A 24,808-nucleotide genomic window follows, 5' to 3' on the forward strand; every position below is an offset into this window, starting at 1 on the left:
GATGGAAGTCTGACCAATTGCTGGATGGCATGTCAGCCCTCAAGATAGCTTAATTCTGGCAAATATCGAGCATGCTAGCTGATTTAATATAAGGCAACTCTCCTCCGATGCCAACGGTGAAGACGTTTGTGGATCTTCTAGGCGGATGCGGCCCCCAAAAAGAGCCTCATCCGGATAATTTGGGCGCTTTCATGTTTCGTACTTTGCCTATGAATCTTCTTTTGCAGTTAAGCTTCCTCTTTTGTACAAGCGAGGTTCCTATCGAAGGGTATGTATTCCCGAACACCTAGTAGATAGATCCCAAATTAGGGCAAACTGTTGCTCCCAGCGCGCTTCGGTCGGAGCCGAGCTTGCGCTTGCCTAAAAGCTAACCTTGCGTTTTCTTTTCGGAGTACTTGAGAATACTCACCCCTCCCAATTAGGGCCTGGCAGACCAATTGCCAATTTTTGCCGATTTTTAATGCTGAGGTTTGGGTATTCTACAAACTACCCGAAGGCTTCCGCGCCGAAAGAGTCAGGGGGAGGGTTGCCGTCAGGGATCCGCCCATGGGCTTAGAGCGGCTGCAAATGGATCTCGGCGTTCAGCCGCTGGGGCAGGGAAATTTTAAGCACGTCCCCCTGATCCATTTCCTGGGCCGTCGTCATGTTGGCCAGGGCCTCTACCACTTCTTCAGAGTTGGCAGTCAGCACAACAACGGGGCGCTCGCCGGCGATGGGGAAATCGTGCCAGGTGCCGCGGTGCAGCAGCAGCCCGTGCCCGGCAGGGAAGCGCAAGGCTTGCACTTTGTCCAGGTCGGGGAGGGTTTTGGGGTGGTTGGGGGGAGCCATGACCATGATGAATGGCTCCTGTCCCAAGGCAACAAACAACTGGGTCATACGCAGGTGGCGCTCTAGCCAGAACACAGCCGGGTAGCCGGGCAGGATCTTGGCAGTGCGGATGACGGCTTTGCCAGTGTACTGGAAGTCGATGTTTTGCCCTTCTAAAACGCGCCCCTGATAAAAGGGGATCCCCAACCCGGGATGGGCCACATCATCCCCTAGCAGTTGGCCGAAGGGCCGCACATTTTCGGGGGTTGCCTCCACGATTGGCACACGAACAACAGGGGTGCCAGTTGGGGTCTTGCTCATGGTCGGTCTCCTCAGTTAACTGACTTTTTGAGTCATAGAGTTCTTCGGAGCAGCCGCATCTTAAGCAAGGGAGGAGCAGGCAACGGTTCTCCCCACAACAGTCTGAGCCTCTGCGGGCCTTATTCTGGTGAGATGGGCGAGTTAAACTGCCTCTCGATGATGTGGCAAATTTGCCGGGCAGCGGTGCCGTCGCCGAAGGGGTTTTGGGCCTGGGCCATGCGGGCGTAGGCCTGGGGATCCGTGAGCAATTCTCGGGCCGCCTCCAGGATCTTTTCGGGATGGGTACCCACCAGGCGGGCGGTGCCGGCAGCAACGGCTTCCGGCCGCTCGGTGGTCTGCCGCAGCACCAGCACCGGCTTGCCCAGGGCGGGGGCCTCCTCTTGAATACCACCGGAATCGCTGAGGATGAGAGTGCAGCGCTGCATGGCGCTGACCCAGCAGGGGTAGTCCAAGGGCTCGGTAAGAAAAACTCGCTCCCGGGATCCCAACAGGGCCTGCAGGGGATCCCGCACCGCGGGGTTGGGGTGGAGAGGCAAGAGGAGGGCCGTATCGGGGAACTCCGCCAAAATCTGCAGCAGAGCCTGGCCGATGGCTATCAAGGGATCCCCCCAGTTTTCCCGCCGGTGCACAGTAACCAACAAAACGCGGTAGCGCTGCCAGTCTAGGCCGGGGATGGGGCAAGGGATCCCGTGGGCGGCCACCTGCAGCAGGGCGTCGATGACGGTGTTGCCGGTGCAGTAAATGGAGCCAACCACGTGGCTTCGCTTCAGGTTATCCACCGCTTGCGGGGTGGGGGCAAAGTGCAGGCTGGCCAACTGAGAAATGAGACGGCGATTGGCCTCTTCAGGAAAAGGGTGGTAGAGATCGTCAGTGCGCAGGCCGGCTTCCACATGCCCCACCGGGATGCGTTGATAGAAAGCGGCCAGGGCAGCGGCAAAGGCGGTCGTAGTATCGCCCTGCACCAGAACCAGTTGGGGCTGGCGCTCCTGAAAATAGGGTTCCAGGCCGCGCAGGGTGGCTTCGGTGATGTCAGTCAGGCTTTGGCGGGGACGCATGATCTCCAGATCCCGATCCGCCCGTAGGCCGAAGAGCCGCATCACCTGATCCACCATCTCCCGGTGTTGCCCTGTCAGGATCACCTCAGTGCGCAGGTGTGGACTGGCCCGCAGGGCCTGGATTACCGGAGCTAGCTTAATGGCTTCGGGCCGCGTGCCCAAGATCACAGAAACCAGAGGAAGGGAGGTCATAGGCTCAAGGGCATCGGCACTTGGGGGAAGCGAGCAGCTCTGACTCGGCTCCAGACAGAGCGACCATCAAATCAGGTTTTGAAATCAGGTTTTGGAAAGGGCCTGACTGGTTCTCAGGTTGCGGCAGCACAGCCTCTGTAGATGGGGATGTCCCTGGGGCCAACTATAGGCAAAGAGAAACCAGCAGAGGGCGCTTCCCCCGATCTTAACCCCCGATTGCTCTACCCTTTGCTTCGCCGAAGCCAGCCCTTGGCAGGGATCCGGCAAAAAACATCAAAACCAAACAGCGCTGCTCGATCCCTGCCCACCTTGCCCAAGTGGGCCTGGAGGCTGCCGGGCCAGCGACAGTTACCAGGACCTCCAGATCCAGCCAAAAGCCTGGAGAGACAGGAATCCGTATCCGCCCTCTTCTAGCTTGCCAAGGACTACGGCCCGCCAAGACGAACTGCGCAGCAGACGCTTACGCATCCTCCAGAGAGACTCTTAGCGGCGTTTGATCCGGAGAGTATCTTGTCGATATCTTGTCGTTCTTGTCGTTCGATGGTTGCCTCAGACGGGCTAAAAGCCCAAAGCTGGCCCCGAGCCTATATCCAGCTCATCTCATCACAAACGAGGGTAAACACCGTTGCACAACTGGCCACCAGCAGCGATATGAAGGGCGGCTGGCCATGAGCCATGCAAATAGCCGCTGCCACCGAAGCGCCTACAGCAGCGGAAAAAGTGCGACCTGCCCAGTTGCCTTTGGAGGGTTTGTCAGAGGGATTAAATTTGTTAAACATTTTGACGCAAGAAATAGGGTACAAAAGGGATGATTCACAAGATTTCGCCTCAGGCTATCACCCTCAGATGAAATTTCGGCGGGATTCAGGACTATTCTCAATATTTCTTCGCTTAGGCTTCAATCTTTCGTAAAATTGCGCTGAGGTGTTCGTAATCATCTCGCAACAGCGAGCTCAACTGCCGCCCTGCTTGCACCAACCAGTGGCGATCCCGGTTCAAGATCCGGTAAGTCTGACGGATGACAGCGGCCACCAACTCGTCGCTGGGGATCCCGTTGACACGCAGCAGGGTGCGCAAAAACTCAAAAGAGCGGCAAAACTCCCTTACCTCGCTTTCAGAGCAGGGGTAGACCGGCTGGTGAATCTGGGGCGGGCGCGGCGGCAGGTACTGATAAACTCGTCCCCCGCTAACGAAGCCGACAATGGCAGCGCGGAAATCGCTGCGCAAGATGGCGAAAATCTGGGGCTGCTGCTCCCGCAGCTGTTGGGGGGAGAGGCCCAACGCTCTGGGGCGGTGAACCGTATCGATGGGAGTCATGGCGGCGTAGCAGACCACCCCATAGATTAGGTTGCCGGTCTCCTCGTCTTGGGAGCGGATCCAACTGCCGAGAGCGGGCAGGGTCGGGAAGGTCAGGCGTTCCGGCCTTAGGCACTGGGCCACAAAAGTTGTGGTGTCGGCCTCCACCACCTCTCCTAGGGCAGACGGGGGTGGGGAGATGGCTCTGGCTCGCATCCTTCCTCCGGTTTCTCAAGGCCAATGGCTGGGGGGTCGCTCCACGGATAGAGAGGGCAAGCAGGAATGGGCGGCTGGCTCCCCTCTCCTTGAGGGGAAGAGGGCGGGAGGGAGAGCCACTGCTCAGCCCTCGAAGGGCAGCCCAGAGCCAGGGGAGAGGCGGGTCGGTGGGGGTTCTTCTGCTGGCTCTGCCTGTTGGTGGCGGGCCTGGGCCCGTTGCAAGGCTTCCCGCACCACTGCAAAGCCAGTGCCTCCAGGGCTGAGCCGCGCTGCCACTACCCGCTGGGGATCGATAGCTGCCAGAATATCCGCTTCAAAGGCCGGGTGAAAGCTTTTCCAGCGCTCTAAGGGCAGATCCTGCAGCAGGATCCCCTCTGCCATACAGGTACGCACGATCTGGCCCACCAGATCGTGGGCGCTGCGAAAGGGGATCCCTCTGCGCACCAGGTAGTCGGCCACATCGGTGGCGTTGGAGAAATCTTCCCGTACGGCGGCCTCCATGCGTTGGGTTTGGAATTGGATGCCTTCCCGGAGCAGGATTGTCATCGCCTCCAAGCAGGCCTTTACAGTATCAACGGTATCGAAGAGCCCCTCTTTGTCCTCTTGCAAATCTTTGTTGTAGGCCAGAGGCAGCCCCTTCAAGGTGACCAGCAGAGCTTGGAGATGGCCGAACACCCGCCCTGTCTTGCCCCGCACCAATTCCGGCACATCGGGATTCTTCTTCTGGGGCATGAGGCTGGAGCCGGTAGCACAGGCATCGGTGAGGGCGACAAAGCCAAACTCCTGCGTGGCCCAGAGGATGATCTCTTCCGAGAGACGGCTGAGATGCACCAGAATCAGGCTGGCGGCAGCGTGGAACTCCACAAGGAAGTCGCGGTCGCTCACCGCATCCAGGCTGTTGGCGCTGATGCGCTCAAACCCCAGCAGATGGGCAACAAGCTGCCGGTCGATGGGCAAGGAAGTGCCAGCCAAGGCCCCGGATCCCAGGGGGCAGACGTTGATCTCTTCCCGCACCCGCCCCAAGCGTTGCCAGTCCCGCCAGAGCATTTCTTCGTAGGCTAGGAGGTGGTGGGCCAAGCTGATGGGCTGGGCCCGCTGCAGGTGGGTGTAGCCAGGTAGGAGCGTCTCCACGTGCTGGTCGGCCAAGTCCAACAAAACCCCCCGCAGCTCCCAGAGGAAGTGCCGGATAGCGTCGATTTGATCCCGTAGGTAAAGGCGCAGGTCGGTGGCCACTTGGTCGTTGCGGGAGCGCCCCGTGTGCAGTTTTTTGCCCACTTCCCCCACCAAGGCCACCAGGCGGCGCTCGACGGCGTAGTGGACATCTTCCGCCTCAGGGTCAGGCTGGAAGATGCCCTCGGCAACTTCCTTCTGGATCCGCTCCAGCCCCTGCCGAATTTGCTCTGCCTCTTCGCGGCTCAAGATGCCGCAAGCCCCCAGCATCTGCACGTGGGCCAGGGATCCGGCCACATCGTAGGGCAAAAGGCGAATATCGAAGCCGATGCTGGCGTTGAAGCGGGCAATCTGAGGGTGCAGGGATCCCGCAAAGCGTCCGCTCCAGGGGCGCGGGGTGGAAGGTGCCGTCGGCTGGGACATGGACTCGGAAGGAGGATAGGGATCGACCACCACAGAAAGACTCGTCTAAAAAAAGTAAGCAAAGCGGCGACGGCCAAGGCGCCGCCACCTCAGGGCCAAGGAATCCGAGCGCCACCGCCTCTAGTGGGAGCTGGTGATGCTCTTGAGCATGTAGCCCGCCACGATTCCTATCAAAAGCGCCCAAATTTGGCCCGATTCCACGAAGTTGTTCCAACCCCTGCGGATATCGGCCAGCACGTCCTGCCGGAACACCTGGGCGACAATCACTTCCGTCTGCAAGGCCGGCGAGGCCGGCAAGTAAACCGAGGAGAGCTCGGAGCCAGGAGCAGTGAAGTGCATGCTTATACCTCAGGCAAAGGTCAACTAGGAAAGCGGGCCACCACCCAAGAGGCTTCCCTAGCTAGAGAGTACCCTTAGTTTGAACCTTCGTAGCTAGGTTGGCTCAGAATCGGGCAATACTTTCAACACCACCAGCGTTGTATCGTCCACCGGCTCAGGCCGCAGGGAAATCTCATCCTGAAACAAGAGCTCCGGATCCGCCGGCGGCTCTGGGACAACAGGACGGGATCCCTGGCGGCCCCGGAAGGCGTCCATCTGCTCAAAAAGGTTCTCCAAGATCTCCTCGGGCGACTCGTAGCGACTGGCAGCATGTTGAATGGCGTCCATCAAGCCTGAGGTCTCCAGCCGCTCCCCGCGGGTATTGGCGGCCTCGACATAGCCATCGGTGTAATAGACTACAACATCTCCCGGCTGCAGTTGCACGCAGGCTTCCGAGTATTGGCTGTGTTCCTCTAAGCCAATCAGCGCTCCTTCTGTGTCTAGGGGCTGGATGTCGCGGGTGCGGGCCCGCCACCAGAGGGTGGGGTTATGGGCAGCGTTGCTAAAACAGAGGCGACGGGAGCGGGGATCGTATTCTGAGTAAAACAGACTGATGAAGCGATTGGAGTTTTCCAGATCGCTGTACATGGCCCGGTTGAGATGTTGGAGAACGCGGGCCGGCGAGTGGCGGTTGAGGGCTTCTGCCCGCACCATGGCACGGGTCATGCTCATCAACATGCCGGCAGGGACACCTTTGCCCATCACGTCCCCAATCACGATGGCCAAGCGAAAGTCTTCGGATGGTTCAGGGGAAGGGGCCAGGGATCCAACCGGCTCATCGGCGGCGGCCTCAGAGTTTTCCGGCCGCTCGCTGGGGATCTTGATGAAATCATAGTAGTCGCCCCCCACCTTGCTGGCCACGCGGCAGCGGGCCGCCAGCCGAATGCCCTTGACTTGGGGGTAGTGGCGGGGCAGCAGTTGGGTCTGGATGTAGGAGCCAATCTCCATTTCTTTTTCCAGAGCCATTTTGCGGCGTAAGGCCGCCGTCAAGCGCTCGTTCTCGATGGCCACGCCCGCTTGGTCAGCCACCAACCGCAGCAGTTGTTGGCGACGTTCATTCCACTGGTAGCCGGGCTGACGGCTGAAGACGTACAGGCGCCCCTGGACGGAGCTGCGAATCAACAGCGGCGTCCCGAACAGGCGCACATCTGGCCCCAGGCTCTGGCGCAGGCGTTCGTCCAAGAGATGTTCCAAGGCCGGGATCTTCACCGACAGGGATCCCTCGGTTTTTAAAATCGGCTCCTGAGCCGACAGAGCTTGGGCGATCTGCTCCATCTCGGCGCGAATCTGCTCGCGCCGGTTCAGATCCGAACAATGCAGTTGATCCAACTGAATAGTGCCGTTGGGGTTGAACAACACCAGCGCTCCGCCCTCGGCATCGGTGAGTTGGCTGGCCACAAAAGCAGTGAGCTCTAGGATCTGGTTTAGGTTGTTGAAGGAGCGCAGGGCAAAGGCCAATCCCCCTAGCAAATACAGCATCGGCTGCTGTTCTGTCCCCAGCTCTACCACCGGCTCCGGCTTCGGCGGGGCGGGCAAGATGGCCGGTTTCACTTCCGTCAGCTCCCTCTCCTCCAAGGCCGCCTCGGGCTCCTCCTCTGGGCCAACTTGAGCCGAGCGCAGATCGCCCTGCTCATCAAGGGGCGACAGCGACGCAGCCGGAACGTTGGTGGGAAAGGAGTTTCTGTCCGCACCTTGGGCAAGCAGAGACTCTGACCAGGACAAACCCGACAGCCCGGCAGGGGGCTGGGCCGGAAAGGCTTTTTGCGGGCCGTGCTCATCCATCGGGAAGTTAGAGGAAATCCCTTGGAGACATAACGATGCAGTTTAGCAAAAATATCAGAAGCTCTATCACAAAAGTTTTAGCCCAATCCCAGTAGTCCTCCTTACGCCCGGCGGCGCTGACGGGACCCCTGACTCAGCTCCTGGTAGAGCTGCTCCAACTGGCTAAGGTTGTAGCTGAGGGTATAGCGCTCCAGCACCCGCTGGCGGGCTTTCATCCCCAGCAGTTGCGTAAATTCCCGTTGATCCCGCAACAGAGGCAGCAGCGTTTGCAGCTCCACCGTCACCCGCCCCGGATCCAACAGGATCCCGGCTCCATCGGCCAAAACCTCGCCATCGGCACCGACGTCGGTAGCCACTGCCGCTACCCCACAGGCCATCGCCTCCAGCAGCGACAAAGACAGCCCCTCAATCAAGGAGGGCAGAATGAACACGTCGGATCCGCGCAGGATCTCGATGCGCTGCTGCTCGTCGGCAACGTAGCCCAGCCAGTGGATCCCGTGCTGGCGGGTGTAGAAAGGCTTGAGGGTATTGAGCAGGGGTCCATCCCCCACAATCAGGAGGCCACACTTCTCACCCATTTGAGCCTGCTTCCAGGCTTTGAGCAAGGCCTCGACATTTTTTTCCGGTGAGATCCGTCCTTGGTAGACAAAGACCCGCTCCAGCCCCAACCGTTGCTTCAGGGTGGAGGGCCCCGGCGAATACTTATCCACGTCGACGCCGTTGGGGATGACCACCACCTGCTCGCGGCTCACCCCCAGCCTGACCAAGATCTGCCGCTGTGTTTCCGAGAAGACGATGGTGCGGTCGTAGTGGGCCAAACAGGGGGCATAGAGCTGATAAGCCAGGTATTGGGTGCGGGAGGCGATGTTGCGCCGCCGTCGGTCAAAAGCCGGGTGGAAAGTAGCCACCAGGGGCTGGTTGAGCTCAGCGCAGATCTCCGGCAGGACAAAATCGATGGGAGAAATCGTCAGCGAGGCATGCACCAGATCCGGCTGCAATTCCCGTAGGGCTTGGGTCAGCAACCGCCTGGCGTTGGGAGCTGGGATCGTGTAAATCTGCGACTTGTACAGACAGGGCAGGGAAACATCCCGCCCCGCCAGCTCAGCATGCCAACGGCTCCCCCGACGGGATCCCTCTACAGCAGGGGCCTCCAGGCTGGGGGAGGGGCTTTCGTTGGTGAAATGGAAAAAGCTCACCTGATGTCCCCGCTCCAAAAGGCCGTTGGTTACCTCACGGCTATAGGTGACGTTGCCACAGAAAGGTGCCTTCTTGCCTATCCAGGCGATGTGCATGGGCGGATCCCTACGGCGCCAGAACGCTGATCTGCAACGGGATGTGCGATTCAAAGCCTCTATAAGGGTAGCAGACTCGCATCCCACGTCGGCCCGCTGCTCCCCTCTCAGGGGAGAAACCTAGACCGACAAGGCATTGACAGATACCCAGCCCTACGCCGCAGCTATCCAGCAGAAAAACTTATCTGTGCCCCTCTCTACCCAGCAGACCCCAGAGGTACAGCCCCGCCGACCCGGTCAGGGCTGCCAGGCCGAGAAACGTCCAGGCAAGGCCGAAATACGTTTCCGCCACCCCCGCCAAAACCAGCGGCAAACTGAGAGCAATGTTGACCGCATTGTTCTGCAGTCCAAAAACCTTGCCGCGCAGATGTTCGGGGGTCTCCTCCTGGAGCAAGGTTTGCATGGGCACCGCCACCAACGCCCCTCCACAGCCCAGCAGGGCAATCCAAGCCAAGCTGGGAAACAGCTTCCCCTCCGTCCAGGACAAGGCCGCCAAGGACAGACACAGCAACAGGGATCCCAGCCCACTCCAGGCGCGACGGCTCACCTGCCGGCCTGTATGCCCCACCCAAAAGGCGCCAATGGCCATGCCCAGGCCGGCAGCCGCCAGCAACACCCCAAACTGATCTGCCTCCAGCTCCGCCGTCACCTCGGCCATGCGCACCGCCAAGACCGCCAGCGCCGCAAACAGCGAGTAGAGCACCACCATTTGCAGCAGGGCCGCGCGGATCAAGGGCATTTGCCCGATGTATTGCAGGCCCAGCTTGAGATCTTCCCAGAGATGGGGGGCCTGCCAAGGCCGGGGCTCCAGCCTCTCGTGGGGTTGCAACAGCAGCAGCAGGGATCCCGCCAACAGGTAGGCTCCCCCCACCAACAGCTCTGGCCCTACCTCCCAGCCGGGCAACCACGCGCGCACCCAGCGATCCGCCAGCGTTAATAGGGGCTCGCCAATGGCAAAGCCGACGATCAGCGAAGCCATCATCGTCGTGGTGTAGAGGGAGTTGGCCGCCAACAGCTCCCGCCTAGGCAGGATCAGCGGCAGAGTGGCCTGTTCGGCAGGAGCAAAAAACTGGGTCAAGACAGAGACGGCAAAGCTCACCAGCAACAGGCTGCCAAAGCCCAAAGGGATCCCTGGCCAAAGGTCACGCCCGGCGGTGAGCCAGAGCAGCGGCGGCAACAGCAGCACCAGGATCCCGCGCACCACGTTGGAGAGCACCAGCACCCCCTTCTTGGGCCAGCGATCCACAAACACCCCTGCCAGACTGCCCAACAACACCGCCGGCAGCGTAAAAGCCAGCATAACCGCCGCCACCCAGCCGCTGATGGAGGCCCCTTCCGGCTGAAACTGCCTCGAGATCAACCCAATCAGCAGCACCAACAACACCTTGTCGGCCAACTGGGAAAACACCTGCCCCATCCACAGCAGCAGGAAGTTGGGTCGACGCAGGACGGCAGCAAAGTTTCCCAGGCCTGTCCCTGAGAAAGGGGAATCCACTTGGCTATCCTCTTTGGGATCCTGGGGAGGGGGCTCTGGCAAGGGATCCCCCGACGAACACTTCAGCGAGCCGGAGGGGGGACTTGCCGGCGGCTCAAGTGGGGGGGCCTCTGACTTCAGCACCTCAGTTGAAGGAAATGTGGAAGGAAGATCCCGAAGATGAGAAGTCCGGTGGCAGACCTCCACCTCCCCTTCCGGCCAGTCCCATCGTTGCTCCAAAGTCATGGTGCCCCCGTCCAGCATATCCCTCTCTCCCGCCTTGGCTTTCCCTGCCGCGCTCCAGCATTACCGCTGCTGGCTTGGGAGAGGTGCCCTAATCTTAAATCTTGACCTAGCCTGCAATCAAACTTGCCTCCCCTCCAGGGCAGCTTACCCCTGGCCGCCCAAGTTGTGCCTCCCCCCTGAGCAAGCCGCTAAGGCGATGGTGGGGAAAGGCTATCAGCTTTCTGACAACGATAGGGAGCGCAAGGGATCCGGGATCGACTCGCTGGGGGCTACAAAGCTGCCCTTTTCCACAAAAGTGAGGCGCAGCGCCAGCCAACGGATGAAATCCTCATTGGTCGAGACCACTGCCCCCAGCGGCTCCTTCAACTTGTTGCGTAGGAGCCTTAACTCTGGAGCTTCCATGAAAGCCGGCTGGGGCACCCAAAAGAAATCGATGGGGCGATGGTGCTCCTCATAGTGTCGGCGACGCTCCTCCAGCACTTCCTCCAGAGGTTCAGAGCGCAAAAAAGACAGACTGGCAACAATAAAGTGGTAGGTGGTGGGCTCAGCAGCAGGCATACTCTGAAAAGTGTAAGATTCAAACGCCTAGAGGGGGGTTCCTGGCAAAAACACAACTTCTCCCGCCGGCTCTTGCCTAGAGTTGCCAACTTTAACCTACTGGCAGAATTAGTTGGCAGACTTGAGTAAATGCAGGGCCGGATCGCGAGATCTGCGGAGGGACTGGCAGTCTTGCAACTGCCGGAGGACAGGTAGCCGCGCTATCACTTCCTCAGGGGACATAGAGTGCTCTGAAGCCTGCTTGAGGATAGGCAGAGCTTGAGCTGCCCATTCCTGCGCCCAGAGGGGAGTTGAAGGGGTTTCCCCCTGCTCCAAGAGTTCCTGGCAGAGGGCAGTCGAGCGCTCCAAGTCGCCGCTTCCCTGATAAGCCATAACCAGGGCTACCCGCGCCAAAGCGCATTCCTCAGGATCTATCCTGGAACCGTTGCGCTCTTTCTGGCGGGGTGAGCTCTCCTGAATCGAGCAGCAGTAGCAGAAAGACTCGAGAAGGTTGATCGCCTCTAAGTAGCGCTCCTGCTTGAGAGCAGTGATGCCGGCACGGAGGGATCCATACGGAGGGGACATGAGCCTAAGTATAAGATAAGAAAGGATTCCGACCGCCTTGCACTGAAGGGCGTTGATGACTTAGCTTCTTATCCGAGGTTTCGTGTCTGATACTACTATACAGCTTTTGGCCAAGCGACCGCGAATCTCCTTACCCTCTTAAGCTTTTGGCAAGGGCGCTCAACTCTTACGGGCCAAGATATAAGTGCTGACGTAGTGGGTTTCTCGGCGCAACACCTCACAGCCTGCCTGCTGCAGGCGCACCCCCAGATCATCGCGGATGTAGTCCCGGTAGTAGGGTTCGTGGAAGGTTTGCACAAAAGCTTCCATCGTCTCCTCCAGCTCGGGCGAATCCAGCAGTTGCACCGAATCGCAGATGACAATGACGCCCCCCGGCTTCACCACCCGGCTCATCTCATTGATGACATTTTGCCGGGCTGGGCTGGGCAGTTCGTGGAAGAGAAACACGCTGACAACCGCATTAAAGGTGGCGTCGGCGTAGGGCATGGCCTCGGCATTGGCGCGGATGAGCTGGGGCAGCTCCCCAGGCAACTCCTGCAACAGGCGGTTGGCCTTGCGCAGATAGGCAGGGGAAAGGTCCAGGCCATACAGTGCCGCGTTGGGCAGGGATCCCCGCAAAAGGCGCAGCATCCGCCCCGTACCACAAGCCACATCGAGAATGTGGGGAGCCGATAGAGCAGGATCGAGGGCATCCTTGAGCAGCCGGATTACCCGCCGCCGCATCGCATCCGCTGTGCCCCCAAACAGCAGCTCCACCTGTAGGTCGTAGAGCTCAGCCGAGCGATCACTTAGGTAGCCGTTGGTTTGGTAATGAAAATTTTGCAGATAGTATTTTGGATAGCCCTCGGTGGAGATGTCTGGAGAAAACTCCTGGTAGCGCCGGCTGTGGACCCGCCGAGCAACCTGGGGCAAATCCAGCCACACCTCTGGGTAATGGCGGGCAAAGTCCAGCCAGGGGTTGTCGAAAAGAAGCGCGTGAGGGTAGTAACCTGCCTCAGCGTCTTGCCAATCGACCTGGAGCAGCCGTTCGTAACGAGCCCGCAACTCTTGCAAAATAGCTGCGCTGACCTTCACCCGCTCCCGCGGCGGCAGGGCTTTCCCAGAGGAAAAACTTTGCAGCTCCCTGAGCACAGAGAGCATCAGCTCCGAAGCCTGGGTGGAGAGAGCCTTATGGGCAAAGCCAAAGAGATTTTTGCCCCACTGAAAGGCACGGTAGGCCGCCTCTCCAACCGGCGATGGGATCGGCAGCGACAGCTCGGAGCTCAACTGTAAGCTCATAACCCTGCAAGGTGCGAATGCTTAATGTTTGTTTACGTTAGATTATAGCAAGGCAGCGATGGGAAACCGGCAAGTTCTGGGCCTTGGGAGAATCAGCGAAATTGGAGCTGTAAGTTGCTAGTCACACCCCACTTCCCTAAGAGGGAGAGTACTCTATTGGTGTCCCCGGAAGGACGTCCCCGATGCCCCATGCACTGGAGGAAGGGGCTGAGCAGGTCGAACGGATTGGGAAAAGGGAGCGCCCAAGCATGACAGCCAAGACGGTGTTGGTCATTGACGACAGCATCATGATCCGCAAGATGGTAGCCAGCATCTTGGCTGACCAGTTTCAGGTACTGGAGGCCAAAGACGGCCTAGCGGGCTTGGAGGCTGCCAAAAAACATCACCCCGACCTGATCTTGCTAGATTTTGTCATGCCCAAGATGGACGGCTATGACACATTGCAGGCCATCCGGCAGGAAGAGAGCCTGAAGAATACCCCCGTCATCATCATGTCGGGGATGAAAGAGCAGGTAACAGCCCGCATCCCTGAGCCTTTTGTCGATTTTGACTTCATTGAAAAGCCCTTTGAGGCAGAAGCCCTTCTGGCCCAAATTCAAAAGGCCTTGCGGGTGACCCCTGAGGCGGCACCAGAGCCGGGGTCGGAAACCAACACCCAGTTACTCTTGAACAAGCTCACCGCCATCGAGACGCTGCTCATCCAAGGCACGGAAAACCTCATCCAGCGGGAAGTGGTGACGCGGCTTGTCAACCTCAGCCAGCGCCTAGACCGTCAGGAAGCCCACAGCGCTAGTCTAGAAGAGCAGATCCGTAAACTCACTAGCGAAGTGGAACGGCACAATCAGGGCCTGGCCCTGATTGTCAAAGAACTACGGCAGATCCGCAAACTTCTAGGGGAATCCTGATGTCTGAGCGAGGCTTGGAGCGCGCCTACCGGCACCTGGATGCGGTGACGGCCCTGTTTGTGGCTGTGCTGCTCATTTCCAACATCGCCTCCACTAAGATCGTGCTCTTGGGGCCGTTTACCTTCGATGGCGGCACCATCCTCTTCCCTCTCAGCTACATTTTTGGCGACATCCTCACAGAGGTCTATGGCTATGCCCGCTCGCGGCGGGTGATCTGGCTGGGGTTTTTCTCGGCGGCCCTGATGTCGGTAACCTTGATGATCGTGGGATCCCTGCCGGCAGCCCCCGACTGGCCCTACCAGGAAGCCTACAACCAGATTCTCGGCCTTACCCCGCGCATTGTACTGGCCAGCCTGATTGCCTACTGGAGCGGCAGCTTTGCCAATGCCTATGTGCTGGCGCGCCTGAAGGTGTGGACGCGGGGACGCTGGCTATGGACACGCACCATCAGCTCGACCTTGGTGGGCCAGGCGGTGGACACGGGCCTGTTTATTCTCATCGCTTTCTGGGGGGTGTTTCCCGGTCTGATGAGCCTCATCGTCTCCAACTACGTGTTCAAGTGTGCCGTTGAGGCAGTCTGTACGCCCCTGACCTACGCCATCACCGGCTGGCTGAAGCAACAGGAACAGGAAGACTACTTTGACGTGGCAACCGACTTCAACCCTTTCCGAATGCAGTCTGTATCTAGGTAGTTCATCCATCGGCTGCCCCGACGGATCTGGCCTTGAGAGGGATCCCAGTTTTGGTATAGTCAGAGCGTTATCCTTTCTACCCCGCCGCCGGTGTGCAGCGAGCCGGCTCGGGTTGGGCAGACCGGTGTTGTCGGGAGCCCTTATCCAAGACAAGACTTTTGTGAGGGATCCGTAAAGATGATGCTCATTTTCCAAATTGCTCTGTTGGTGTTGGTGCTTTACAGCTTGCTGTTGGTGGTGGCGGTGCCGGTGCTCTTTAGCTCTGCCAGCGACTGGAGCCGGGCCAAGAATGTCATTTTGGTAGGATCCCTGCTCTGGGTGCTGATGGTGATCGGGGTGGGGGTACTCAGTTTCTTTAAGTGATCCTCCCAGCAGGATCCTTCGACGCCCATCCCCCAGGCTCCTGGACGTTCCAGAGCATCAGGGTTGCGACTGTGAGGTTCTGGTGGTGGGGAAAAACTGCGCATCTCCGCACCCGAGTGGGCCCTGGGCGCTCCCGGTGGAAGGGATCCCACCCCTTACAATGGACAGCAACTCGATTCCATGTTCATGGCCTTGCTGCCTGCTCGGTCGGCAGGAAGCGGTGCTTATGCCGAAGTCTTTTGGGAGGTTTGGGTGTTGAGAGCAGTGAAGCGTTCGTGGGGCCTCCGCTTGGCCCGGCTGGGGACGAGGCTGATTTTGGCGGGCTTGTTGGTAGGGGCGCTATCCCCTTTGGCAAAGGCGCAGTCGGGCTTTGTCATCACGGGCAGCGAGGGGGTGCCTGTCCTCAGCTATCGGCTGGATTTTCGTGGCATTCGCGGTCGGCTGGATCGCTATCGCCTGAAGATCCCACCGCAGGATGTGGCGGTGGCGGAGGTGCAGATTAGCGCGGACAGGAACTTTGATGCCGTCATCGATCCCCAGAATGTACGCCTAGAGGTGGAGGGCAAGCCGGTGGAGCTGGCGGAAGTGTATTGGGACGAGGAGTTTCGCTCTTTGGAGGTGGTGGCCCGTCAACCCATTGCCGCCGGCCAGGAGATCCGCTTGGTGCTCTCCAATGTGCGCAACCCTTCCGCTGCCGGCATCTACCGGGTAGAGGCGCGGGTACGGGGGACAGAGCCCAACCCGCTCTTCCGCAAGGTGGGCAACTGGCTCATCACCATCGACGATCCGGAGCGGCTCACCTTCTGATGGCCGCTGCCTCTGGTTTCAACAACCCCAAGGGATCCCCACCTCCCCTCTCCCTGAGGGAGAGGGGCTGGGGGTGAGGGCCTCAGGGAGAGGGGCTGGGGGTGAGGGGAATCTCCCCTCCAGACGGTAGCCTGGCATACAGGGAGAGGTTGTCTTTGGTGCTAGCCGACACCTGGTATCCCAACTGGTGGCAGGCCCTGCTCTTGGGCATGGTGCAGGGGATCACTGAATTTCTGCCCATCAGCAGCACGGCGCACCTGCGGGTGGTTCCGGCTTTGCTGGGCTGGCCAGATGCAGGCGCTTCCTTTGCGGCGGTAATCCAGTTGGGCAGCTTGGGGGCGGTGTTGATCTACTTTGCCTCTGATCTGCGCCAGGTGCTCCTTGGCTCCTGGAAGGCTTGGCAGGAGCGAGATTTCCAGCAGGAGTCTTGGCGGCTGCTCATAGGGATCCTGGTGGGGACGTTGCCGATTGTGGTTGCCGGATGGGCCGTCAAGGCCATCTGGGGATCCCCACCCCGCCAGTTGGGGGTAATTGCTGCTGCCGCCATTGGCTTGGCACTGGCTTTGGGCTGGGCGGAACAGGTGGGGAAACGCCGGCGAGATCTGCACAGCCTGGGCATTGGGGATGGGCTCTGGGTGGGGCTGGCCCAGGCTTTGGCGTTGATTCCAGGGGTATCCCGCTCCGGTGTGACGCTGACGGCGGCTCTGTTGCTGGATTTGCAGCGCTCGGCTGCCGCCCGCTACTCCTTTTTGCTGGGGATCCCGGCCCTCTTTTTGGCGGGGGTGGCGGAGTTCATCTCCGAGTTTAAGGCAGAGGCGCTGCTGTCGCAGGGGTTGGGGACGCTCTCGGCCTTTGTTTTCTCCTACGGATCCATCGATTGGCTCATTCGATTTTTGCAGCGCAGCAGCACCTGGCTGTTTATCGTCTACCGGATTGGGTTTGGCCTGTTCATTTTCCTGGGGCTGGCCCTGGGGTTCTTGCAACCTTGAGCCGACTTAGCGCCTTGGGCAGGTACTCCCCTAGGTGGGCCGGATCCACCCCTGTTAGACCCCGCTCCCCCGCCAGTTGGATAGCGGCTTGGGCATGCCACCACACTCCGGCACAGGCACAACTGAGCAGCTCCGCGATCCCCATCGACTGACCCAGTTGGGCCCTTCTGCGCGCCACCAGGCCGCCGATTAAGCCAGTTAGGACATCGCCGCTGCCGCCGCGGGCCAAAGCCGGTGTGCTCTCCGGGTTGACCCAGCATTCCCCCCTAGGAGAGGCGATGACCGTCCGTGCTCCCTTTAAAACCACCACTGCTCCACTCTGGGCTGCCGCCTTTTGGGCTGCCTCCATGCGATCCGCAGGCGGGATCCCTGGAAAAAGCCGGCGAAACTCCCCCAGGTGGGGGGTGAGGATGGCTTGGATCCCGTTTTCTTGCAAGCGCTCCACCCCCATCTCCGCCAGGGCATTAAGGGCATCGGCGTCGATAACCCAAGGGATCCCGGCCCAATCCTGCAGCAAGCTCTCCAGCAGTCGCCGGCGGGCTTCTCCTAGGCCGGGCCCCACCGCCACCGCCTGGAAAGGTTTTTCACCCAGCGGCGGCAGAGCCGGGATCCCTTCCCAGGGGTGAACCAAGGCTTCCGGCAAAGTGCTGTGGATGAGCCCCTTCAATTCCGCCGGCACCGCCAGGGTTACCATGCCCACGCCACTGGCGCGGGATCCCAGCCCGGCCAACACTGCCGCCCCGGCATAGGCCGCCGACCCTGCGACCACTAGCAGGGATCCCTGGCGATATTTGTGGGTATCCAAAGGCGGGTCAGGGGGAAAATGCGGCCAAGGGTTCAGCAACAACTGGGGAGCCGCCTCTGCCGGGCAGACCCAGGGGGGGATGCCAAAATCAAGGCGATGCAGCCGTCCCACCCAGGGCAGAGCCGCCTCCTGCCACAGGCCCCGTTTCCAGAGGCCGAGGGCATAGGTGTGGCTGGCGCGGATGCAGCAGCCCCAGATCTCACCTGTCTGGTCGTTGAGGCCAGAAGGCAAGTCCAGGCTGAGGATGGGAATGCTGCTGCCGTTGGCCCATTCCACCGCCCGCGCCCAGGGATCCCCCAGGGGCCGGTTTAGGCCAATGCCAAAGAGGGCGTCGATGAGCAAGTCGCAGTCGGCCAACGCCTCCACCCGCTCCACAAACTCCGCCCCTAGAGCCCTGAGGTAGCGGGCGTGGTCGGCGGTTAGGGGCTTGAGATCCGGCTTCCCCAACCAAACCTTCACCTCCTTTTGGGCTAGCCGCAGCTCTCGCCCAACCACCAAGCCGTCGCCGCCATTGTGCCCCGTGCCGCAGAGGATGCCGATGCGCTGCGCCTGGGGAAAATCCTGCCGCAACCGGGCAAAAACGGCCAGCCCCACCTTCTCCATGAGGGCGGCCACGGGCATGCCGGCAGCGAAGATCTCCTCCTCGAGGCGCCGCATCTGCGCCGAGCTGACCAGGGCGGTGGCCGGGTCAAGGGAGTTGAGGACGCTGCGCTGCTGGGGCAAAGAGGGCTCTGGCATGGCGGTCATGGCTGAGGGGGGCTTATGGAGCTCAGCTCGATCACATTCCCGTCGGGATCCCGAACAAACACAGCCGCCCGCCCGGAAGCGCTGGGCTGCACCTCATAGCCTGCCTGCAGCAGGCGGGCCTTTACCGCCTCCAGATCTTCCACTCCCAGCGCCACGTGGGGATGGCGCCCCCACTTCGCCTTGCTGCCACGACTGGCTTGCTGCCCTTGGTCAAGCGGCTCCTCAGGGACGATCAAATGAATCTGCGAAGACCCCACCTGGTACCAAGCGCCGGGAAAGTTAAAGGGAAACCGTTCTGCCTTGGGGATCCCGAGCACGGTTCCGTAGAAATGCTCAGCCCTGGCCAGATCGCTAACCCAAAGGGCGGTGTGCAGGTGCTGATAGGTGCTCATGACGTTGCTTGGGCGCAAGTTCCTGAAGCTGTCGAGAGAAAGTGTAAGGATTTTCTCCAAAAGACCTGTTCCGCCTGTGCGCTAAGGTGGAACTAGGGCAGCGGCGACGAGAATATCCTCTATCTTGCTTCTTGCCTAGGGGTTGGTCTATGGGATCCCGCACCAAGTTTTTCGGCACCGTCTTGGCCATGCTGGCCGTCAACAGCATCTACATGCAATTGCAGCAGCTTGCCCTGCGGCTGGAAGAAGAGGTAAAACCGGCTCCCTCAGAGCAGGCTGCTCCAGAGTCCCAGAGCAACGCTCAGCCGCCGCATCCCTGGGGTCATCTGGCCCAAGTTTTCCGGCATTGGGTCGAGGCCAGTCCCCTGTAACCCTAGTCTCCGAGCCAAGAGGCAGTTTGCAAAGGGGATCAAACCCCGTACCATAGAGGAGCAGGCTCCCCTTTCTTGCGGTTCACAGTTTGGATACTCACCATGACTCAGCCGTCAGCAGCCTCTGGGCAAAAGCCGATTGTTGTCGCCCCTTCGATTCTTTCGGCGGATTTTAGCCGCTTGGGGGAAGAAGTGCGGGCGGTGGACGAGGCGGGGGCCGACTGGATCCACGTGGACGTCATGGATGGCCGCTTTGTGCCCAATATTACCATCGGCCCGCTGGTGGTGGAAGCGCTGCGCCCGGTTACGGCCAAGCCTCTGGACGTCCACCTGATGATTGTGGAGCCGGAAAAGTATGTGGCCGACTTTGCCAAGGCGGGGGCCGACATCATCTCCGTTCATGCCGAGTCCAGCTCTACCATTCACCTGCACCGCACCCTCAGCCAAATCAAGGATCTGGGCAAACAGGCAGGTGTGGTGCTCAACCCCGCTAGCCCCCTGGAGCTCATCCAGTACGTGCTGGATTTGGTGGACCTGGTCTTGATCATGAGCGTCAACCCCGGCTTTGGCGGCCAGAGCTTCATTCCGGCGGTGGTGCCCAAGATTCGCCAACTGCGGGCCCTGTGCGACGAGCGCGGTCTGGATCCCTGGATTGAAGTAGATGGCGGCCTCAAGGCCAGCAACGCCTGGCAGGTCATCGAGGCCGGGGCCAACGCCATTGTGGCCGGTTCGGCAGTGTTCAAGGCCAAAGACTATGCGGAGGCTATTCGCGCTATCCGCAACAGCCGTCGCCCGGAGCTGGTAACGGTTTGATTTGAGCTTATCGATTGGGGAAACCCATGCTCTTGAGCCCCTCTTAGGCCAAGGCACAGAAGAGAGGGAAGAAGACCTAGCGCCCCTCATTCTTGGCCCATTGCGAATGGCTACAGCTCAGCGGCAGGGATCCCTTCTGGTGGAAGAACGGGCTCGAAATTCTAGCGCAGAGCGGCGGTCTTCTTCTGGGCAGCCGCAGGGGCTGCACCATCCTCTACGGCAGTCTGGCTGAGGCAATGCGGAGGGGCAGAGGTGGGAACGATTGGCTGAGGCGAGGTAGGGCTGAAAAAAACTTGGCAAAAGGGCAGGCGGCTGTTGCGCTGAATGTCAGCAAGGTAAGGAGAAGGGATGGTGCCCCAGTAGGCGCCCAGCACCTGCCGGTCGGGATCCTCCGGCAGCACCTGGTAGTGCAACATCAAGCGGTTATCGGGGAACCAAGCGCGAACAAGCCTTTGCAGTTGCCTCAAATTGAAGCCCGGCTCTTCCGGGTTATGAATCAGGTGCATCCCCGCCAAGCGTCCGCCGACAAAATAGGCTTGCACATAAAACCCGCGGGCGTAGAGGGGGGGCTCTGAGGGATCCCGCGATGAAGGGGCATCCGGCAGGTAGATGGCCTCACCGCCTGGGCGCAGTTGCCAGCGGCTCCAGCGGGGATCCTCGCGGTCGCTAGCAATGGTCTCCCAATTGTTGGCGCGGGCGTAGCTCAAGAAGCGCTCCTCCACCATGCCCAAATAGAGCATTTCCATTTGTAGGGGCAGTCGGGCCCGCGTTTGCAATAGGGGCAGAGTGCGCACTTCTCCTTGCTTGAGCACCAAAACTTCCGCCAAGGCAGGGCGCGGTTCCCACGCCAGCAGCGCCGCCAGGATACCGGCTCCGAGGGCTCTGCCAAGGCCGGCCAGCCCTCGCCGTGCCGAGGCCCGCAGCAACAAGAGAAGGAGTTTGACAGGGGGCAGCTCAAATCGAGGCTGCGCCCCGCCCAACACGGCAACGGAAGCAGAGACGTAAGATGAGATCACGGGGAAATTCGAAGAGCCGGGAAGACAATAGAGGCTATGGATGTCCTATTTTATCCACAGCGCTAGGGTTCTTTGAAAATTTTAATCTGCTGCCCTGGGTGAACTTTCTTGCCGACAGCGGATGGATCAAAACCGGTCTCCAAATGGGCGCGACTGCCGAGAACCTCCCTCCTCGACCGCAGGGCCGGGGCTCGTCGTCATTGCTGGCCCCACCGCCACCGGCAAGTCGCGCCAGGCGCTGCTGCTGGCCCAACGGCTGGGATCCCCGCTGTTAAACGCCGACTCTCGCCAGGTGTACCGGGAGTTCGACATCGGCACCGCCAAGCCCACTCCCGCCGAGCGGGCCCTTTGGCCCCATGAGTTGATTGACTTTGTGGATCCCCGCCACACCTACACCGTGGCCGAGTTCCAACGAGCGGCCCAAGCCCGCATTGCCGAGGCCCATCGGCAGGGACAGACTCCCATTCTGGTGGGGGGGACGGGGCTCTACATCCAATCCATTACTGCAGGGCTGGGGATCCCGGCGGTTCCGCCGCAGCCCCAGTTGCGCGCTCAATTGGAAACTTGGCCGCCCGAGATCCGCTACGCCTGGCTGCAGCAGTTGGATCCCGTGGCCGCTCGGCAGATCCACTCTCATGATGAAGTGCGCACCCTGCGGGCTTTAGAGATCATCTACACCACCGGGAAGCCGGCTTCCCGCCTGCGGCAGGCCCACCCTCCCCACTACCCCATCTTGATCTTGGGGCTGCGCTGCCCGATGCCCCGTCTAGAACAACGTATTGCTCGGCGCACGGCAGAAATGTTGGCAGCAGGCTGGATTGAGGAGGTAAAAACGCTGCGGGAGCGCTATGGGCCGGACTTGCCCCTCTTGCAAACTTTGGGCTATGCGGAGATCGGCGCTTACCTAGAAGGGCGGATCCCAGAGGCGGAGCTGCAGCCTTTGATTGTGCGGCGCACCCGCCAGTTTGCCAAGCGGCAGATGACCTGGTTTCGGGCCATGCCAGGGATCCAGTGGCTAGACTGCGAGGCTGAGGATCTGCCGGAGCAGATCTGGGAGCGGGTTAAAGCCTGGATGGCAGCTCAGACCACTGCTGAAACCACTCCCGCCGCCGCTGAGCATCGGCTTTCCGATCGGTGAGGATCTCCAACACTCGCACCCCTTGGGCGGGCAAGGGCTCCAGGGCTTGAGCCAGCTCCTCCCACGTCTCCAGCCGCTGGTGGGGAATGCCGTGAGCCTGGCAGAGGCGAGCAAAATCCACCGCCTGGGGAGTGGCAAAGTAGGGCTCAAAGGGAGGATTGAGCCCCTGGCGGCCCACCTCCGCAATGGGCAGTAGCTCGAAAATCCCTCCTCCCTGGTTGTTGATGAGAAGAATGGTCAGGGATCCCTGCAGGTAAGGGCTAAGCCGCAGGCCGCCGCAGTCGTGCAAAAAGGCCAGATCCCCAGTCAGCAACACTGTTGGCCGATGGCGGTGGGCCACCCCGAAGGCGGTTGAGAGAATGCCGTCGATGCCGTTGGTGCCGCGGTTGAAGTAGGGCCGGATGCGGCGGTCGTTGGGCGGCCAAAACCACTCCACATCCCGCACCGGCGTGCTGTTGGCAATCACCAGGGGCGTCTCCGGCGGCAGGTGGTGGGCCAGCCACCAGGCGATCTTGCCCTCAAACCACTCCGGCAGGTCAGCCATGGTCTGGTCTAGGGTGGCGCGGATTTGCGCTTCGGCTGTCAGCCAGCCCTGCAGAAAAGCTGTTCGGGGGGCTGGAGTTTTGAATGTTGCTTCCGGGATCCCGGCGGCCAGCTCTTCCACAGCAAAGGGCAAATGGGTGGTGGGGTTGTGCAGAGGATCCCCGTTCTCGGGCCGGGGATCGAGCAGCCAGGTGCGGGGGCAAGCTTTGGCCAGGGTTTGCCGCAGCGCTTTGCTGGTGGGCAGGGATCCCAACTGGATGACTTGTTCCGGCCAGAGCTGGGGGACATCCTGCTGCAGGAGGAGGTCATAGGTGGTGATGAGATAGGGGTTAAGGGAAGCGTAGTTGCGCAGAGGGGAGAGTCCGTCCGCCAACACTGGCCAGCCCAGGGCCAGGGCCAAACGGGCCACCGCCTCTGCATAACCCTGGGGATCTGCCGGTTGGGCCGGCCCTGCCAAGATCACCCCCCGCTCGAAGCGGCGCCACTCCTGCCAAAAGGAAGCTGTTGACGCGAACGCAGAACCGGCAGCCGGGGTGGCCAGGCCAGGTGGAGGGACAACCCCGCGGAAAAAAGTCTTCTCAAACTCCGGATCTTCCTGTAAGTGGATCAGGGGCGCAGTGCTGCCATCGGCAACGGGAGCTAAGGGATCCCGCAAGGGCACATTCAAATGCACAGGTCCGGGAAAGGGGTAAAGCGTGCGCTCCCAGGCGTGAACCAGGGCTTGGCGGAGATAGGCCAGGGCCTCTGGCTCCGCGCTGGGCAGGGCCAATTCCGCTTGCCAGTTGGGGTAGTGACCGTAGAGCTTCACCTGGTCGATAGTCTGCCCGGCGCGGCAGTGGCGCAGCTCTGGGGGCCGATCCGCCGTCAAAACCAAAAGCGGCCAACCACTTTCTGCCGCCTCGATCAGAGCAGGGAAAAAATGGGCGCCGGCGCTGCCGGAGGTACAGACCAGGGGAATGGGTTGCCGGAGCTGCTGGGCCAAGCCAAGGGCAAAAAAGGCCGCCGACCGCTCATCCACCACTGGAATGGCCTCGATCTCGGGGTGCTGCGCCAGAGCATAGGTGAGGGGGGCAGAGCGGGATCCCGGACACACCACGGCCACCCGACAGCCCAGCCGGCTCAAGGTCTCGGTCAAAACGGATCCCCAAAGGGTGTTGAGGTTGCGCCAGTCCAGCCGTTGAAGGGAGTTTGCGCCAGTCACTCCAGCTATCCCAGCCAGTGTCGAGCAAGTTGGGTAGGAAGTCCAAAATAGGCACATTCTAGTAATCTATAGCCATCCCTAAGCGCAGGGGAACCACTTGCTTTGGCCTTCCTTCGCCTTTCCTCTCTTTCTGGGAGGAGAGCTAGAGGAGGTGCGCCAAGGAGGTGCCCGCCCTCAGGAAACTGCCTCAAGTGGGTTGGTCGCGCCGCAACTCCAGATTTTCTGGCAGGGGCGAGGATTGGCTAGGTCTCTCCGATGGGGGAATAATGTTCATGAGAACGCCCCTTATTGATCTTTGCTGCACCCAGTAGGAGCACCCATGGCCAGAAAACCCGATGGATACCTTGTCCACATCATGCTCGAAGGTGGACAAACCATGCAGGTACGGGTCAAGGAAGCCAGAGAATACACAGAGCTGATCAACCAACTGATGGTGGGTGGGGACGAGTTCATCACCTTGCCCAAGCAAATGGACAATGAGTACATGATCGTGCGTCCGCAGCGGGTCTCGGGCGTGTCGGTGGAAGCAATCTACGCTTCCAGTGTCGGCATTGACCTATAGATCTCAAGGTCAGGGATCCCTTGAGGGTCGTCGGCCTAAGTTGCAACACAAAGCCCCCACCACCAGGGGCAGGGGCTGCCAGAGAACTAGACCCCGCAGGATCTGGAACTTCTCTACCGACGGTTAGCTCTGCGGGGGCAGGATCACCTTGTCGATAACGTGGATGACGCCGTTGACGGCCTCGATATCCGCGGTCACCACGTTGGCATCGTTGACCTTGACTCCATCAGCCAAAGAAATCTCCACAGGGGATCCCTCGACCGTGACCACTTCCCCAGCTTTCAGATCGTTGGAGAGAACTTTGCCGGGCACCACATGGTAGGTGAGAATCTGGGTCAACGTAAGGCGCGGGATTCCCCACCCGGGTGGGGAGGGATAGCGCCTCCTGACTGATTCTGGATATATCGCTTCA

25 protein-coding genes are annotated in these 24,808 nt (G+C 60.4%); 9 read left to right on the forward strand and 16 right to left on the reverse strand.

Annotation, left to right across the window (positions count from 1 at the left end):
* Window positions 1-552 precede the first annotated feature (552 nt).
* The 11 genes from NW845_RS05520 to NW845_RS05570 all read right to left on the reverse strand — a co-directional run bounded on the left by NW845_RS05520 (window position 553) and on the right by NW845_RS05570 (window position 13,052).
* A complete protein-coding gene (locus tag NW845_RS05520) occupies window positions 553-1,128 on the reverse strand; it encodes an ureidoglycolate lyase (protein WP_414377349.1) in 576 nt (191 codons plus the stop codon).
* A 119-nt stretch (window positions 1,129-1,247) separates the two neighbouring features.
* A complete protein-coding gene (gene wecB, locus NW845_RS05525) occupies window positions 1,248-2,375 on the reverse strand; it encodes a non-hydrolyzing UDP-N-acetylglucosamine 2-epimerase (RefSeq protein WP_414370501.1) in 1,128 nt (375 codons plus the stop codon).
* Between the two features lie 891 nt (window positions 2,376-3,266).
* Window positions 3,267-3,887: a hypothetical protein gene (locus tag NW845_RS05530; RefSeq protein ID WP_414377350.1), complete on the reverse strand. Its 621-nt coding sequence runs from the start codon at window positions 3,885-3,887 to the stop codon at window positions 3,267-3,269.
* A gap of 123 nt (window positions 3,888-4,010) precedes the next feature.
* Window positions 4,011-5,480, reverse strand: coding sequence for an argininosuccinate lyase (argH, locus tag NW845_RS05535; protein WP_414377375.1), 1,470 nt, complete (start codon window positions 5,478-5,480; stop codon window positions 4,011-4,013).
* A gap of 120 nt (window positions 5,481-5,600) precedes the next feature.
* Window positions 5,601-5,819 (reverse strand): hypothetical protein, encoded by a 219-nt coding sequence (locus tag NW845_RS05540; protein ID WP_414365060.1) that lies wholly within the window; start codon window positions 5,817-5,819, stop codon window positions 5,601-5,603.
* A gap of 93 nt (window positions 5,820-5,912) precedes the next feature.
* Window positions 5,913-7,640, reverse strand: coding sequence for a PP2C family protein-serine/threonine phosphatase (locus NW845_RS05545; RefSeq protein WP_414377352.1), 1,728 nt, complete (start codon window positions 7,638-7,640; stop codon window positions 5,913-5,915).
* 101 nt (window positions 7,641-7,741) lie between these two features.
* Window positions 7,742-8,932, reverse strand: coding sequence for a glycosyltransferase family 4 protein (locus tag NW845_RS05550; RefSeq protein WP_414377355.1), 1,191 nt, complete (start codon window positions 8,930-8,932; stop codon window positions 7,742-7,744).
* A 181-nt stretch (window positions 8,933-9,113) separates the two neighbouring features.
* Window positions 9,114-10,469 (reverse strand): MFS transporter, encoded by a 1,356-nt coding sequence (locus NW845_RS05555; protein WP_414377356.1) that lies wholly within the window; start codon window positions 10,467-10,469, stop codon window positions 9,114-9,116.
* 396 nt (window positions 10,470-10,865) lie between these two features.
* A complete protein-coding gene (locus tag NW845_RS05560; protein WP_414365065.1) occupies window positions 10,866-11,210 on the reverse strand; it encodes an MgPME-cyclase complex family protein in 345 nt (114 codons plus the stop codon).
* Window positions 11,211-11,318: 108 nt separating this feature from the next.
* Window positions 11,319-11,774 carry a hypothetical protein gene (locus NW845_RS05565; RefSeq protein ID WP_414365067.1) on the reverse strand — a complete coding sequence of 152 codons (456 nt, stop codon included), beginning with the start codon at window positions 11,772-11,774 and terminating at the stop codon, window positions 11,319-11,321.
* Between the two features lie 159 nt (window positions 11,775-11,933).
* Entirely contained in the window at window positions 11,934-13,052 is a 1,119-nt protein-coding gene (locus NW845_RS05570; protein ID WP_414377359.1) for a class I SAM-dependent methyltransferase, read from the reverse strand.
* Window positions 13,053-13,300: 248 nt separating this feature from the next.
* Here NW845_RS05570 and NW845_RS05575 point away from each other — a divergent pair, with 248 nt between their 5' ends.
* The 5 genes from NW845_RS05575 to NW845_RS05595 all read left to right on the forward strand — a co-directional run bounded on the left by NW845_RS05575 (window position 13,301) and on the right by NW845_RS05595 (window position 16,808).
* The gene (locus NW845_RS05575) at window positions 13,301-13,957 is read left to right on the forward strand and encodes a response regulator (protein WP_414377361.1); all 657 of its coding nucleotides are present in this window, start codon (window positions 13,301-13,303) and stop codon (window positions 13,955-13,957) included.
* Window positions 13,957-14,649 carry a queuosine precursor transporter gene (locus NW845_RS05580; protein ID WP_414370506.1) on the forward strand — a complete coding sequence of 231 codons (693 nt, stop codon included), beginning with the start codon at window positions 13,957-13,959 and terminating at the stop codon, window positions 14,647-14,649. Before NW845_RS05575 ends, NW845_RS05580 begins: the two co-directional genes overlap by 1 nt.
* Window positions 14,650-14,826: 177 nt before the next feature.
* A complete protein-coding gene (gene psbZ, locus NW845_RS05585; RefSeq protein ID WP_011429012.1) occupies window positions 14,827-15,012 on the forward strand; it encodes a photosystem II reaction center protein PsbZ in 186 nt (61 codons plus the stop codon).
* 186 nt (window positions 15,013-15,198) lie between these two features.
* Window positions 15,199-15,819 (forward strand): DUF2808 domain-containing protein, encoded by a 621-nt coding sequence (locus tag NW845_RS05590; RefSeq protein WP_414377364.1) that lies wholly within the window; start codon window positions 15,199-15,201, stop codon window positions 15,817-15,819.
* A 155-nt stretch (window positions 15,820-15,974) separates the two neighbouring features.
* Window positions 15,975-16,808 carry an undecaprenyl-diphosphate phosphatase gene (locus NW845_RS05595; protein WP_414377376.1) on the forward strand — a complete coding sequence of 278 codons (834 nt, stop codon included), beginning with the start codon at window positions 15,975-15,977 and terminating at the stop codon, window positions 16,806-16,808.
* Here NW845_RS05595 and NW845_RS05600 read toward each other — a convergent pair.
* On the reverse strand, window positions 16,768-18,351 hold the full coding sequence (locus tag NW845_RS05600; RefSeq protein ID WP_414377366.1) for an NAD(P)H-hydrate dehydratase: 1,584 nt from the start codon (window positions 18,349-18,351) through the stop codon (window positions 16,768-16,770). The genes NW845_RS05595 and NW845_RS05600 overlap by 41 nt on opposite strands.
* 5 nt (window positions 18,352-18,356) lie before the next feature.
* Entirely contained in the window at window positions 18,357-18,752 is a 396-nt protein-coding gene (locus tag NW845_RS05605; protein ID WP_414377369.1) for a VOC family protein, read from the reverse strand.
* A gap of 149 nt (window positions 18,753-18,901) precedes the next feature.
* On the opposite strand from NW845_RS05605, the gene NW845_RS05610 reads away from it, so the two are divergent.
* A complete protein-coding gene (locus tag NW845_RS05610) occupies window positions 18,902-19,123 on the forward strand; it encodes a hypothetical protein (protein ID WP_414332711.1) in 222 nt (73 codons plus the stop codon).
* A gap of 102 nt (window positions 19,124-19,225) precedes the next feature.
* Window positions 19,226-19,936, forward strand: a complete 711-nt coding sequence (gene rpe / locus NW845_RS05615; RefSeq protein ID WP_414332712.1) for a ribulose-phosphate 3-epimerase — start codon at window positions 19,226-19,228, stop codon at window positions 19,934-19,936.
* Between the two features lie 161 nt (window positions 19,937-20,097).
* Here rpe and NW845_RS05620 read toward each other — a convergent pair whose 3' ends face one another.
* Window positions 20,098-20,952, reverse strand: a complete 855-nt coding sequence (locus NW845_RS05620; protein WP_414332714.1) for a hypothetical protein — start codon at window positions 20,950-20,952, stop codon at window positions 20,098-20,100.
* A gap of 121 nt (window positions 20,953-21,073) precedes the next feature.
* On the opposite strand from NW845_RS05620, the gene miaA reads away from it, so the two are divergent.
* Window positions 21,074-22,090 carry a tRNA (adenosine(37)-N6)-dimethylallyltransferase MiaA gene (gene miaA / locus NW845_RS05625; RefSeq protein ID WP_414370508.1) on the forward strand — a complete coding sequence of 339 codons (1,017 nt, stop codon included), beginning with the start codon at window positions 21,074-21,076 and terminating at the stop codon, window positions 22,088-22,090.
* Here the strand turns inward: miaA and menD are convergent.
* Window positions 22,014-23,834, reverse strand: coding sequence for a 2-succinyl-5-enolpyruvyl-6-hydroxy-3-cyclohexene-1-carboxylic-acid synthase (gene menD, locus NW845_RS05630; RefSeq protein WP_414377371.1), 1,821 nt, complete (start codon window positions 23,832-23,834; stop codon window positions 22,014-22,016). The genes miaA and menD overlap by 77 nt on opposite strands.
* Before the next feature lie 319 nt (window positions 23,835-24,153).
* Here menD and NW845_RS05635 point away from each other — a divergent pair, with 319 nt between their 5' ends.
* Window positions 24,154-24,396 carry a hypothetical protein gene (locus tag NW845_RS05635; protein WP_414365083.1) on the forward strand — a complete coding sequence of 81 codons (243 nt, stop codon included), beginning with the start codon at window positions 24,154-24,156 and terminating at the stop codon, window positions 24,394-24,396.
* A 123-nt stretch (window positions 24,397-24,519) separates the two neighbouring features.
* Here the strand turns inward: NW845_RS05635 and NW845_RS05640 are convergent.
* Window positions 24,520-24,808, reverse strand: a 289-nt coding sequence (locus NW845_RS05640) for a fasciclin domain-containing protein (protein WP_414377374.1), incomplete at its 5' end; no start/stop codon positions are given.

The sequence above is a fragment of the Synechococcus sp. H60.2 genome, from assembly GCF_047462315.1.
GTDB lineage: Bacteria > Cyanobacteriota > Cyanobacteriia > Thermostichales > Thermostichaceae > Thermostichus.